The sequence below is a fragment of the Spirosoma panaciterrae DSM 21099 genome (assembly GCF_000374025.1).
Classification (GTDB): domain Bacteria; phylum Bacteroidota; class Bacteroidia; order Cytophagales; family Spirosomataceae; genus Spirosoma; species Spirosoma panaciterrae.
The window spans coordinates 75,254-89,719 of sequence record NZ_KB893228.1 but is presented as its reverse complement, the minus strand read 5'-3'; the positions used below and the strand labels follow the sequence as shown (position 1 = coordinate 89,719).

The 14,466-nt window shown below is 50.4% G+C and carries 10 protein-coding genes; 6 read left to right on the top strand and 4 right to left on the bottom strand.

The annotated features are described in order from the left end of the window. Positions 1-146 precede the first annotated feature (146 nt). Entirely contained in the window at positions 147-1,397 is a 1,251-nt protein-coding gene (locus B153_RS0129785) for an MFS transporter (protein WP_020600409.1), read from the top strand. A gap of 113 nt (positions 1,398-1,510) precedes the next feature. On the opposite strand, the gene B153_RS0129780 is transcribed toward B153_RS0129785, so the two are convergent. From B153_RS0129780 to B153_RS0129770, 3 genes are all read right to left on the bottom strand, one after another. Continuing rightward, complete coding sequence (locus B153_RS0129780) at positions 1,511-2,407, bottom strand: Ig-like domain-containing protein (protein ID WP_026262554.1); 897 nt, start codon at positions 2,405-2,407, stop codon at positions 1,511-1,513. A 138-nt stretch (positions 2,408-2,545) separates the two neighbouring features. Then, positions 2,546-2,962: a hypothetical protein gene (locus tag B153_RS0129775; RefSeq protein ID WP_020600407.1), complete on the bottom strand. Its 417-nt coding sequence runs from the start codon at positions 2,960-2,962 to the stop codon at positions 2,546-2,548. Continuing rightward, positions 2,950-7,737: a beta strand repeat-containing protein gene (locus B153_RS0129770; protein ID WP_020600406.1), complete on the bottom strand. Its 4,788-nt coding sequence runs from the start codon at positions 7,735-7,737 to the stop codon at positions 2,950-2,952. Before B153_RS0129770 ends, B153_RS0129775 begins: the two co-directional genes overlap by 13 nt. Positions 7,738-8,524: 787 nt before the next feature. On the opposite strand from B153_RS0129770, the gene B153_RS0129765 reads away from it, so the two are divergent. From B153_RS0129765 to B153_RS0129750, 4 genes are all read left to right on the top strand, one after another. Continuing rightward, on the top strand, positions 8,525-10,075 hold the full coding sequence (locus B153_RS0129765) for a DUF1800 domain-containing protein (protein WP_020600405.1): 1,551 nt from the start codon (positions 8,525-8,527) through the stop codon (positions 10,073-10,075). 84 nt (positions 10,076-10,159) lie between these two features. Further along, positions 10,160-11,728: a DUF1501 domain-containing protein gene (locus B153_RS0129760; protein ID WP_020600404.1), complete on the top strand. Its 1,569-nt coding sequence runs from the start codon at positions 10,160-10,162 to the stop codon at positions 11,726-11,728. A 113-nt stretch (positions 11,729-11,841) separates the two neighbouring features. Further along, on the top strand, positions 11,842-12,303 hold the full coding sequence (locus tag B153_RS0129755) for a DUF6932 family protein (protein WP_157634973.1): 462 nt from the start codon (positions 11,842-11,844) through the stop codon (positions 12,301-12,303). Between the two features lie 81 nt (positions 12,304-12,384). Beyond that, a complete protein-coding gene (locus B153_RS0129750; RefSeq protein WP_157634971.1) occupies positions 12,385-12,549 on the top strand; it encodes a hypothetical protein in 165 nt (54 codons plus the stop codon). Between the two features lie 55 nt (positions 12,550-12,604). On the opposite strand, the gene B153_RS37920 is transcribed toward B153_RS0129750, so the two are convergent. Then, positions 12,605-12,766, bottom strand: coding sequence for a hypothetical protein (locus B153_RS37920; RefSeq protein ID WP_020600401.1), 162 nt, complete (start codon positions 12,764-12,766; stop codon positions 12,605-12,607). An 88-nt stretch (positions 12,767-12,854) separates the two neighbouring features. Between B153_RS37920 and B153_RS0129740 the strand changes: the two genes are divergently transcribed. Next, positions 12,855-14,399, top strand: a complete 1,545-nt coding sequence (locus B153_RS0129740; protein WP_020600400.1) for a serine hydrolase — start codon at positions 12,855-12,857, stop codon at positions 14,397-14,399. The last annotated feature ends 67 nt before the right edge of the window (positions 14,400-14,466 follow it).

The window sequence follows — 14,466 nt, the reverse complement described above, 5'->3', positions numbered from 1 at the left end:
CCCTTTTTTCGCGGCTGGAAATTAGCGGTTTTCTCTTATTTTTCGGAAATTTTGCACAAAAACGGCCGAAGAGCGGGGAGTTTATCTGTTCATTCGCCTTTTATTCGTTAATTAACTTAAACTCACTAAATCCTCTCTTGTAGAAAATGAATCAAACCGTCAATCCATCGCGACTGTTTCTGGCCAGTTGCTTCGCACTGATCACAACCGCCTTCTCCTTTAGTATTCGGGCTGGTATTCTGCCGCAGTTAGGTACCGAACTCGGGCTATCGGCCGAGCAGTTAGGTTTCATCAACTCCATGTGGTTCTTCGGCTTTCCGATTGCTATGATTGTTGGTGGGCTGGTTTATTACTCAGTAGGGCCTAAGCTCATTATGAATGTTGCTTTCTTGTGCCATACGCTGGGAATTCTGTTGACGATCTACGCGGGAAGCTATTCTACGCTGCTGATTTCGACGTTGCTGATCGGTATTGGGAATGGCTGTACAGAAGCGGCTTGTAATCCGATGATTGCCGATATGTTTACGGGCGCTCAGATGAACAAGATGCTGAATCGCTTCCACATGTGGTTTCCCGGTGGTATTGTGATTGGTAGCCTGCTGTCTAAGTTTATGACGGATGCTGGCCTGTCGTGGCAAACGCAGGTATGGGTAATCATGATCCCTACCGTGATTTATGCGTTCCTGTTCTTTGGCCAGGCGTTCCCAACCTCTAAGGAAGTGAAGGCTACCTCACTGAGCAGTAATTTTCAGGCTATGCTTACCCCGCTTTTCCTGTTCATGTTCGTTTGTATGGCCTTCACGGCTATTTCGGAGTTTGGACCACAGCAGTGGGTTGGCCTGATCATGAGTAAGAGTGGTGCTACGCCGATGTATATTCTGGCCCTCACCACAGGTCTTATGGCCATTGGTCGCTATTTTGGTGGGCCAATCATTCACCGACTCAACCAAACGGGTGTACTGCTTGGCGGTGCTGTTTTTGCCACCATCGGTATTTACTTATTCAGCACACAAACGGGTTCTATGGCCTACGTAGCTGCTATTTTCTTCGCCATCGGTGTTTGTTATTTCTGGCCAACCATGATTGGGTTCGTTGCCGAAAATATCCCAGCTAGTGGTGCTCTGGGTATGTCGATCATTGGTGGTGTAGGTATGTTCTCGACATCCATCTGGCAACCCATTATTGGTGGCTGGATTGATTCAGCCAAAGTTGAAAAAGCGACTACTGGAGCGACCGGAGATGCATTAGAACTGGCTGCGGGTCAGGCAACCCTAGCTAAAATGACCATGTTCCCAATTTTTCTGGTGGTAGCCTTTGTCGTACTTTGGTTCTGGATGCGTAATCGCAAACCCGGCCATGTCGATGAAAAACTCGTAGCTGAACAGCCTCAGTTATAGTCGATTGATTGGCCAGTCGATTCGTTGGCCGATTCTTGATAAAACAAACAACCAGCCCTTGCTTCTCTCCATTTCTGAGAAGCAAGGGCTGGTTGTTTTTACATTGTACAGGCTTAGCGTCGTCGGTGGAGTACCGTAATAACGATAGGGACGCACTTCGGCTGGCAATTGTTGCTTACAGTGAAGGTTATGGATGCGGGACTACTCAGCCCCGCTGTTGTACTGGCTCGCCCGGTAAGTGAATGTAGGCCAGCATTGAACGGGATCGTACAGGACCAGCTTCCATCCTGAGCCGCGTTGGTTGAGCAGAGTTGGTAACCTCCTTCATAAAGGGTTACACTAGCACCTGCTGTGGCTGTACCACTGACGGTTACGGTGGTCGTGGCGATGGTGGCGTTCGCAACCGGGCTTAAAATAGCAAGGGTGGGTAAAGGGGCACACGTTGCACTGCCCACATTGTAGTTCCCCTTCCAGGCATTGTATAACGCCCCATTCGAAGCAAAACCGAGGGCCGTCAGGTCATTGCCGACGTTGATCGGCTGAGTAGGGGGATTGGGTTGAAACGGGTCGTTGCTCGTCCACAGCTCAAGAGGTCCGGCACAGGCACCATTATTGGCAAAGGTAAACAGGATAACCTCCTGCGTGCTGCTGTAAGGAATCATGGGCGCACTCGGGGTAAGTCCAAAAATGAAATAATCATAGCCCGGATTTTCGAGGGGGTGTCGAACCGTCGTGTTATTGCTCCAGATTCCGTTGCTGCTTTGCAAATTGGTTACCGTAAAACTGTTGGTCGGCGCTACTATAGTAACCTGGCCGCTGTTGGTCATGCGATTGACTCCCGAAAGGCTCACCGTACTAGTCAATGAAACCTGATAAGTGACTTTGTCGGGTAGGAGCTTCACGGAGTAATAAATACCATCCTGAGCCAGACAAACCGGCATGCCTCCCGTTCCAATCAGCAGAAGGAGGAGAAGCTTTGGGTACTGCTTTAAACGTATAGAACTAGTCATAAGAAGTTTGGGGTCGGTATTGTAGCTGGTGTATCCAGTTGACAAACAGGGTACACCAGGCTGTTTCTGTGTTAGTTATTGAAAATGGGCTCGCCCCGGACAACAGCCTGCGTGTTACCATCCAGGGCATAACATACGTTATGGAATCTGCTCCTGAACGATATAGGTTATATCATACGTGACATCCAGCGACGAGTATAGAATCACGGTCGAGAAAATCGTCTGTAAATCGTTGTCTGGGCCCTGATACCTAATTTCACCATCCAGATTTACATCGCCTGTCTGGTAGCGTTGTACTATGTAAGTGGGTAAAGAGAGGGTATTTCCACTTTCCAGAAGTACCTGGCTAAATACATTGGTGAGATCGTTACCATTGCCCTGATAAATGACCCGGCGTTTGGACGACCCGTCGACTCCGTTGGTATTACCCGGCCATAGTACTTGCTTACTGTTGATGATCCGCTGTGCATTGGTACCGTATGTGGTTGTCGATAGAGCCGTGAAGTCGACCGTAACCGCCGTACTGCTTAACGCCAGCGTATTCAGGGTGGCCACCCCAGGTGATTGCGATGGCGAATGGCAACGTAATAATCTCCCGCGCCGATGCTGAATGATACAGGAGACGTACCATCCGCGTCAACCACATCACCGTCGCGCTGAACCAGGGCTGCCTGTGTAGCAATGACCGTCGAAGCACTGGATGGGCTTCGTAGTTCGACAAATACCCAGTCGACGATGGCGTTGGCTCCGGTTGTGCTAAGTACGGCAGAGGTTGTCGATTCATTGCCTCCCCCGCCCACATGGGTGAAGCCAGAGCCAACCAGCAAAGCGGAAGAGTAGGGCTGAATGAGGGGTAATAAATTTCGCTCGCGCAGATTATCCCGCATCAAGCCCGTAGTAGCGTCGTAAGCTCCACCCAGCAGAATCTTAGGCCGGACAACGACCAGCGGATCGGTTACTATGAGGGTTGTACTTGCCGTGACGCTTACCGGGCTGTCGCAGTTGATGGGGAGGCTGCCATTGGTGGCGGTATAGGAAATCGTATACGAGCCAGCCGTGGCGAATGTCAGCGACGTTGTTGGAGTGCCTGTGCCATTAGTGGCCGGACTAATTCCCGAAATCGGGCTGACTGACCAGCTCAATACACCAGGCGACCCTCCCTGTGCCGCGATGGTGATGCTCTCGCCGATATTGAGCGATACCGACGAAGGGGTCAATGTAAGGGCAGAGGGCGTTGTACAAGGTGGTGCTACTACAGTGAAACTCGTAACCGCCGACGCTGATCCGCCGATTGTGGTGACCAGGGCAGTTACACTTACCGAGCCAGTAGTTAATGTGAGGGAGGTACACGACCAGCTTCCGGCTCCTGATACGGCGACTACACAAGGGACATTGCCGGGTGCTAATACCGTCACACTGCTATTGGGCGTAGCCGTACCGCTAACTACCGGATAAAAGTACGTGATTGAATTGGCGGCTGGGGTGCTGATCGCAATGGTTGGTGGAGCAACTGCCGTAAACGAGGTGGTTGTGGTCGCTATGCCACCAGCATTGCTGGCGATGGCGGTTAAAGTAACCGGGCCAGCCGTTAATACCAGCGAACTACACGACCAACTGGTACCCACTAGGGTTGGCAGGCAGAATGACCCACCGGGAGCCAGCAGCGTGACGGAGGCCCCGGCCGTAACGGTGCCACTTACCAGTGGCGTCAGGCTGGTCAGGCTGTTGGGAGCTGGTATCTGAATGGCAATGGTGGGCGGATTGATGGCCGTAAACGATGTCGTTGTGGTGGTTGTACCGCCAATGTTGCTGGCGATAGCGGTTAAGGTAACCGGGCCAGCCGTTAATACCAGCGAACTGCACGACCAACTGGTACCCACCACCGTTGGCAGACAGGATTGCCCACCGGGGGCCAGCAGCGTAACAGAAGCCCCAGCCGTAACGGTGCCGCTTACCAGTGGCGTCAGGCTGGTTAGGCTATTAGGGGCCGGTACCTGAATGGCAATGGTGGGCGGAGCAACGGCCAGAAAGGTCGTTGTGGCGGTACTACTGCCCACTTCATTGACAGCTATGGCCGTCAAGGTAACCGGGCCTGCCGTCAGGGCCAGAGAGTTGCAGGACCAGTTTCCTGATCCATCGACGGTTGGCGTGCAGGATTGCCCGCCGGGGGCTAAAATTGTTACACTCGCTCCTGTGGTAACGGTCCCGCTTACGGTCGGTGTCAGATTGGTCTGGCTACTGGCAGCAGGAGAGTTGATGGCAACGGTGGGCATCACATGAACCAGAACGGTTGTTGAGCAACTGCCCGTTGCTTCGGCTGAGGTGATGGTCAATGACCGGACTCCGCGCGGACTACTGCCATCGTAACTGAAGGGTAAGGTAAACGACGTTTGACCGCTCAGGATGGTTTGAGTACTCACACCTGTAATGCCGCTGCCCGCTACGGATACGGAAGTGGTACCCGCCAGATTGACGGTCAGGGGGAAGGTCAGTGTACCCGAAGACGGATAGCCCACGATGAGCGTACCACTAATGGTTGAGGTAGCGCAGTTGCCGAAGCTAAAAGCACCCGGACATTGATAAGCCATCCCCGCCGGGAAACTGACCGAGGCATTATAAACCGTGCAGGTCTTCCCAAACTCAGCAAAACCATAGTAGATATTTGTCAAAGACCCAATCGTACCCAGCGCCCCCAGACGAATCTCCACTTCGTCAAACTCTTTGGTGGTCTGGAATCGCACTTTGTACTTGCCCGTCGATAGGATCGATACATCCAGCAAAGCACTGGTGGTAACCGACTCCTGGAGAAGCGTCCCTTTATAGGTAACCACCGTGAGTGAGTTGATGAGGGTAGCCTGCACCAGTGATGTGTTTTCGAAGACAAAGCCAGCGTAATCGCCAGCCGAAGCCATCCGACTTAGCTTTGCCCGCACATAGCCGTAGCCCGATACGCCAACGGTAGTCGTGATACTCGCACTATTGGTCAAATCGACGTCGCCCATAGCCGATACATTCGTGATGGCACAACCCACACAGGCCGCACTGACAAAGCCACTCGACGAAACGCCTACAGTAGTATTGTTGGGAGCCGATGTCGGATCTACTTTCGTGCAAACCTGATAGGTGAATGCAGCGGTGCCAGAACTGGGATCAGAGGGACGGAAATTGATCGTTCCATTGGCGTTGGCAGTGGCAGTGCCATTGCCTGGTTGCGAAACGATGCTGACGGTAGTGGGGTCGATAATCCCTGAGCCACTGGGAATATCGTTCGATAAAACACTGAACGACTGAGGGCAGGCCGTCTGTGATAACACATCCGTACACAGATTGGCCGGGAAGGCTACATTGAAGGTAAGCGATTGGTACTGGGGCTTTGGTTTGGCAAAACCGTAATACACATCTGTGGAAGCCAGTACGCCTAAGCCTGCTTTTACGCTTAACTCGACTTCGTCGAAATTGGATAACGTGGTTGGGAAACTGATTTCGTACCGCGATCCACTCAGAAGCTGCACATTGGCCAGACCAGGCACTGTATATGTATCTTTTTGGACTCCGTTCAGGTACGTCCGAATAATCAGCGTGGGAAAGGTGGATACCGAGAGTAAGCCACTGTTGCCGATGACAAAACCGGCCAGATCCCCTTTTTGGCCCGTACCATTCAGTTTGGCCCGAACGGATACTGTTCCGGCTACGGCGACTGTCTGGTTGATGGTGGCAAAATCGCTTGTACTGGCCGATGTCAGACTGCCCAGACTTGATACGGTACAAAGGGCACAGGTAAGGTCTTTATCGGAATTAGCGGCCGACGATGTGATGTAGGATGTCGATGTAACGGAGGCTGCCTGTAGGGTAAACGTCGCGATTCCGGTGGCTGATGTGTTGGGCTGGAATCGGATGGTGCCGTCGCTGTTTACGTAGATATAGCCTGTAGCAGGTTGGGAAAGCACCTGAACGGTCGATGCATCAACCGTTCGGGGAGCCGTAGCGGTAAACGAAGAGAGAAAATTCAGGGTCTGACCGCAGGAGGCCAGTGTAGTCAGCACCGAATAGCTGGCTGTAGCCGTAGCGGTTCCGCCGATGTTGCTGGCCGTGGCCGTCAGCGTAACCGGACCGGCCGGTAAGGCAAATGAGCTACAGGACCAGGTACCCGTGCTGGCATTGGCAGTTGTGACGCACGACTGACTATTAGGACCAAGCAAGGTTACACTGGCACTTGGCGTAGCTGTACCACTTACCGTAGGGGAATTGCTGATCTGCGTACCCGTAACCGGACTCTGGATTGCAACGGTAGGAGGGGCGTTAGCCGTAAAGGTTGTTGTCGTTGTTGTTCTTCCGCCTATGTTTCCGGCTACAGCGGTAAGGGTAACTGGGCCAGTTGGTACCGTTATGGAGCTACAGGACCAGTTGCCACTGCCATCGGCCGTAGTTACGCAGGATGAGCCGTTGGGACTGGTTACGGTCACACTCGCGCCACTGGTCGCTGTTCCACTCACAGCTGGCGACTGGTTAGTCTGGGCGTTTAGGGCGGGACTGGTAATGGCAAGGGTAGGCGGAGCTACAGCCGTAAAACTAACGGTGGTTGTATTGCCTGGGCCTACGCTGTTTCGGGCCGTGGCCGTCAGCGTAACCGGGCCGGCCAGTAACGTTAGCGAATTGCACGACCAGTTGCCCGTACCACCATCGCTGACTACGCATGACTGCCCACCCGGAGCCGTAAGGGTTACGCTGGAATTGGCCGTAACGGTGCCACTTACCGTAGGGGAGAGATTGGTCAAACTGTTTGCCAATGGGTTTAAGATCGCCACAACAGGCAACAGCGAACAGTTGGCCCCGCCAACTCCGTAGTTGCCGAGCCAGGCATTACTAACACCTGCCAGGGTGAATCCTTGTGCGGTCAGGTCGTTTCCTACATTGATCGGCTGGACAGGCGGGTTGGGTTTAAAAGGGTCCGTACTGGCCCATACCTCAATGGCACCTGCACAACTGCCTGTATTTTTAAACGTGAATAAAATGGTTTCTGTATTCGCCGTATACGGGATAGCGACCCCATTGTTGGTCAGGCCAAAGATAAAATAGTCTTTACTACTATTTTGCGAAGGCGCCCGAACGGTCGTATTGTTTGCCCAGATGCCATTGACCGACGAGAGCGAGGTTATGGTAAAGCTATTGGCGGGGGCCACAATCGTGATCTGAGCGCTGTTCGTCTGCTGGTCGCCACCTGTAAAACTTACGGTACTGGACAGCGAAACCTGATACGTGACCCCATCCGACAGGAGCTTCACCGAATACCGGATACCGGTCTGGCTCCAGGCTGTTGTAGAAACTGCCAAAAGGAGGCTGATCGACCAAAAAGAAAAGAAACGTCTGAGTAAATTACGTAGAGTTGCTGGCATAAGAACGTTATTCCGAATAGATATAAAGAGACAATGGGATAGCAACTGATGACTGCCATATGGAATGCTTACCAGACCGATTGGGTAAAACAGGCCAAAAAGCAGCTATAGGCCTATTGACCGTGTCATAGCCTTTGTGATTGATTCTAAACTGTGGGTAAAGCGGGTAATGGAGGTTGTATGAACAAATAAATAGAGCGTCGCAGGGCTATTGTAAATCGGCTTTTACCAGAAGCTGGCAAGTGCCCTGACAATAGTTCTGTGCACTAGAAAATAGATAAGCGTAGTTGGATAAGTATAAGCAAAATCACTTAGCAGCTAGCCCAAACCGCATTACCCTGATATAGGGTAAAACGGATTGCGGACTTGCTGCATCTAAAAATTTAATATAACTAATATTGATTAATAGAAACAAAAACTATACCTAACTGTAGTTTTTAATAAGAAACTATAAATGAAAACGGCTATATGTAGTATACTATATTAATTAAAGTATTATTTATCCTATTTGTGTTACTTAATTGCCCCTATAAAATGAAAGGCCAATAAGCCACAAAAATTATACCGAACTGAATAGTATATTTACTTAATTTTAAAGGATCGAAAATGTATACTTTCCTACTTGTTAAATTGCCATTAATGTTGGGCTTACCTTTAAACCAGGAAGGGTAGAAAATTGTCAGTGAATCGTAACGTATTCTAAAAACGCTAATCGCATAGTCTAGTGGCTCTACTTGATGCGTATACCAAACCGCTAACCGCTAATCAGGTTGCTCACCTGCTTCGACGGGCTACCTTTGGCCCTTCACCTGATCAGCTCAAAACACTCACGGGTCAAACAGCCGCACAGATCGTTGCCAAACTTCTGGCCGATCAGCCCGTCCCGGCTCCTCCGCTTGATCTCACAACCAGTAAAACCTTTACCGATCAACCCTTCGACCAGACAAATGCCGGTAAGCTTGAAGGCTATGTGAAACTCTGGTGGGCCAATCTGATGCTCAATCAGCCCGTGTCGTTGCTGGAAAAAATGACCCTGTTCTGGTCCAATCATTTCGTAACCAACGACTCGACCGTAAATGATTACCGATTTATGTATCGGTACAATACCCTGCTTCGACAGTACGCACTGGGAAATTTTAAGGCGTTTGCCATGGCCATTACACAGGACCCGGCTATGCTGCGATTCCTGAATGGCAACCAGAATGTAGCAGGTACGCCCAATGAAAACTATGCCCGCGAACTTCAGGAGCTATTTACCATTGGTCGGAATGGGGGTTATACAGAAGAGGATGTACGGACGGCTGCCAAGGCCTTGACGGGATGGACCGATACGAATTACCGGGATGCATCGACCGCCACGATTGGAAGTACATTTCGGGCCAATCGGCATGATACCACAGATAAGACCTTTTCGGCTACCTACCAGAATACGGTGATCAAAGGGCGTTCGGGAGCGAATGCCGGCATTGATGAACTGAACGATCTGCTCGATATGATCCTGAAAAATGCCGAAACTGCCCGCTATATCTGTCGTCGGATTTATCGCTGGTTCGTCAATTTCGATATAACCACTGATGTTGAAACGAATGTCATTATCCCCCTTGCCGACCTGTTCCGGAAATCGAATTTCGAGTTGAAACCTGTTATGTCGGCGTTGTTGCAGAGCCAGCATTTTTTTGATTCGGCCCTGCAGGGAGCCATGATCAAATCGCCGACCGATCTGGTAATTGGTACATTTCGGTTCTGGGGGGTACAGGCTCCCGATCCGACGCAAAACATAACGGGCTATTACCAAATCGCCAGTTACATCTACGCTCGGCTGAAGGAGCAGCAACAGGACCTGTTGAATCCGCCTACCGTATTTGGCTGGACGGCCTATTATCAGACTGGCTACTACCAGCAATGGATCAACTCAACAACACTGGGACTACGCGGATTTCTGGGAGATGCCCTCACCACGAATGCGCTTAAACTGAATGGTAAGGCTGTCATAGATGTACTGGCTTACGCCAAAACCCTTTCAGACCCCACTGATCCTGCCAAACTGGTGAGCGATATGACAACGCAACTGATAGCGATTCCATTGGACCAGTCTCAGAAGGACTTCCTGACAGATACCATTTTGCTCAATGCTCTACCTCGTTATGAATGGACTGCCGAATGGAACGATTACATCAAAGCGCCAAACGATGCCGCTAAAAAACAGGCCGTTCAGATAAAGCTAACCACGTTTCTGCAATACATCTTTCGCATGGCCGAGTACCAAATTCAATGATCGAATGCCTCAATGATTGAATGATTGAATAGGGTGTGCATGCGTCGGCCATTCAATCATTCGATCACTCAATCACTTAATAAAATGAAGCGTCGTAATTTTCTTCAGTATGCGGCTTCGTCGTTGCTGCCGGTCGTGATTGATGGCTTTGGGGCCCGTGCCTTAGGCCGTTCGTCGTCGTTTATCAGTTCACTGGTCAATCTGGCAGCCGCGAGCGATCGGGTGCTGGTCATCATTCAGTTGCAGGGAGGCAACGATGGCCTCAATACGGTAATCCCACTCGATCAGATGAGTGTCTACACCTCGGCCAGTTTTCGGAAGAATATTGCTATTCCCGAAGATAAAGTCCTTCGGCTAAAAAATTACCCCGGTACGGGGCTGCATCCGTCCATGACGGGGCTGCAACAATTGTTCAATGATGGCAAACTGAGCATTGTACAGGGTGTATCGTATCCAACGCCCAATTTCTCCCATTTCCGGGCCAGCGACATCTGGATGACGGCTGTTGATTCGACTCAAACGGCTGATTCGGGTTGGGCGGGGCGCTACCTGGACAAGCGATTTCCGGGTTTTCCCGCTAATTATCCTACTGCTCAGATGCCCGATCCTCCAGCCATTCAGATTGGTTATGTGGCGGCTACAACCTTACGGGGGGCTTCCGATTCCATGGCGATTGTATTGCAGGACCCCGATACGTTTGCCCGATTGGTGGGCGATAAACCCAATGCACCCGTTACTAACCTGACCGGATATGTAGGTCAGCAAATCGAGTTTATTCGGCAGCAACAGGCCAGCTCGGTGAGCTATGCCGGGCAAATAAAGACGGCGGCCGGAAAAGGCAAAAATCTGGCAACGTACCCCACCAGCAATTCTCTGGCCGACCAGCTGAAGATCATTGCCCGGCTTATTCACGGTGGACTCCAGACGAAAGTGTATTATGTAACTTTAGGGGGCTTCGATAATCATGCCGGTCAGGTGGTGGCAACCGACACCACAACGGGTACACACGCGAATTTGCTGAAAGCGCTATCGGAGGCTATACTGGCCTTCCAGACCGATTTAGCCCAGTTAAAACTGGAAGATCGGGTAGTGGGTATGACGTTTTCGGAGTTTGGCCGACGGGCCATTTCCAACAGCAGTTACGGCACCGATCATGGTACATCGGCCCCGATGTTTGTGTTTGGTACAGCCATTAAGTCGCCTATGGTAGGCAAGAACCCGAACTTAAGCGATCTGGATAACAATAACCTGAAAATGCAGACCGATTTCCGGCAAGTGTATGCGGCCATCCTGACCGACTGGTTTGGAACCGATGCTTCGACCGAAACGGCTTCGTTGTTCCGGGATTTTCCGGTGGCTACGGTGTTTCGGGCGCCCGCCGTCGTTACGGGAAATGAGCCTTTGAGTGATGTAGGCAAACTCTACCCGAATCCTGCTTCTGATGTGGTTATTCTGGAATCGGACTGGCTAAATCAGGGTATTAAATCGCTGCAGATGGCCAACATGCAGGGGCGTTTTATAGGGGTCGATGCGTCGCGGCCAACGGCCAAATCGCTTCAGCTCGATGTTAGCAAGCTGCCTATGGGCGAATACTTGCTTCGGGTTGAGACGGCGCAGGGTACCTTGTCAAAGCGAGTAATGGTTGTCCGGTAAGTACCTATACTTTCTCCAGGTTAGGATTTAAGTGACTAAATTGGCAAATAAATACACGGTTTTCAATAATCCGTTTTCCATAACTTGGGGCAGCAGAAGTAATTTGATTTACTATGGAGTTTGATGCACATGGGAACCTTACCCCTTACTCACTTATAAAAATAGATGTAGATACCTTTCGCCAACAATTCGTCGAGCAATTCCCTTTTTCTACTAAGCGAAGTTGGCTTTTTGATGTATTTCTTAGCTATATGAACGATGTGAAACAGATTGTCAAAACAGAGGTTTCTGTTTGGGTGGATGGTAGTTTTATAACTCGCAAACAGGAACCAAAAGATATTGACTTTGTTGTTTTTATCGATTACCAAGTATACTATCAATTCGAGCAAGCCATTGAGCAAATTCGGCAAAGACGTTTTTTAGAAAACAGCGGAATTGATGGTTACTTTGTGATCCATTATCCTGAGGGACATCGTCGGCGGAACTGGTTTGAGTCAGACCAGATTCGCTGGCTTCACGATTTTGGTACGAGCCTCGCTAACCGTAAAAAAGGTATTGTTCAACTGAGTTTTTAAGCCATGGAATCATTGGATACGATCATACACAATACTGAACAACGCGCAGCTGCTATAGCTCGGCTCCTTACGTTGATAGAAATGGATACAGCGATTATTCGTCGGCACCATGAGGCCCATGATGAAAGTGTTTATATCCAGCAATACATCGAACTTCGCGCCCGTAATTTAACGACGCTTACGTACTTGCTTGAAGCGGATGGCTTGTTGAAAGCTAATCTGCAACTGGGTAATCGAGCGGCTTGATTTTCTCTGCCATTTGTCGTATATACTACTTTCTATAAATTAATCTTGGTGACCTTTACCCCTGACGGCGGATATAGTCTCGTACTTCATCCATAAAGCGATTGGCTTTGACCAGTACGATCAGCAGTTTGACGAGCGTTAGCACGACAAGGCCAGGGATTATCAGCGAAAAAAGCCCCCAAAAGACTACTAAGAAATCGGATAGGTTCAGGCTCATGTGAATTAAGTTTCTGAGTGGACGAACAAGATAGAAGCGGGTCACTTATCTTGCAGCCTGCACATACGTATAGAAACGGACTTGGAATATGCTTCGTTACCTGTTTGGGATTGTCTTTATAAGTTGTCTGGTTTCCAGAGGGTTTTCTCAGAGTCAGCCTGCCTTTGTTACTGATAGCCTCGATGCCTACATCAAACGTGGAATGGCCGACTGGCAGATTCCGGGGCTGGCTGTTGCCATTGTCAAAGACGGTAAGGTGATTGTGTCGAAAGGATATGGGGTTCGGGAAGTAGCCGGGGCAACCTCTGGCAAATCGGAACCCGTTGATGAGAACACGCTCTTTTTCATTGCCTCCAACACCAAACTGTTTACCGGTACGGCTCTGGCGAAACTGGACGATGAAAAGAAATTATCGCTGAATGATAAGGTAACCAGGTTTCTTCCCGACTATAAGCTCTATGATCCAGCGGCTACGCAACTCGTTACGATCCGGGACGTACTCTCTCATCGACTGGGGACCAAGACCTTTCAGGGCGATTTTTCGTTCTGGAACAGCAACCTTAGTCGCGCCGAAGTGGTCAGAAAGATGCGATTGCTCAAACCCGAAGGGCAGTTTCGGCAGGATTACGGCTATTGCAACTCGGGCTTCGTGACAGCAGGGGAGGTCCTGTCGAAAGTATCGGGGCAAACCTGGGAACAGTATATTGACAGCAACATCATCAAGCCGCTGGGTATGACCAATACCTACCTGCTCACGACTGGCGCTGAGAATCGCCCAAATATGGCCCGGCCGTACACAACCAGCTTTGGGCCACTGAAACGGTTACCGTACGATTATATCGACAATCTGGCCCCGGCGGGTAGTATGGTTTCCTGCGTGAAAGACCTCAGCAAATGGCTTATGATGCAACTGGATAGTGGTCGGTTTGAGGGGAAACGTATTTTGCCCTGGTCGGTGGTTCAGAAAACCCGAGACGGGAATACCATCCTGACTACCCGCAAGTCGGGCCTGTTTCCAACCCATGTGCGAACCTACGGCCTGGGCGTACTCATGACCGACTACGCAGGGCGGCAGGTGTACTGGCATACGGGCGGGGCTTTCGGCTTTGTGACCAACACCTGTTTTGTGCCGGAAGAAAAACTGGCCATTACGATTCTGACCAATCAGGATAATCAGAACTTTTTTGAAGCACTTCGCTACCAGATACTGGATGCGTACCTGGGCGTACCGTATACAGACCGAAGTCGTTTCTTCCTGCCCGGAGCGCAAGCTGAAGCGAAAAAACAGGCCGAGGAATTACAGGCAATGGCCGATCGGGTAGCGAAAAAAACCAAACCTGCCTTACCGTTATCGGCTTATACAGGCTCCTATCGGAACCCAATCTATGGAACTGTAACGATCCGGACCGAGGGCGACGGTCTGAAGGTTGCCTTTGAGCATCACCCCAACCTAACGGCCAAACTTGATTATATGGACGATAATACCTTCCGGCTCACCTACTCGAATCAGGCGTATGGGATTTTTCCGGCGAAGTTTACCGTCAAAGGGAATGCGGTTTCAGGCGTTGCTCTTAAGGCCAGTGATTTTGTAGAATTTGATGCGTATTCATTCCTGAAAACGTTGGCCCATTGATTTTGTCAGGCGACGAAAAAGCATACTGGTATGCACCAATACTGGATGTTTGGCTCCATCGTGTAAA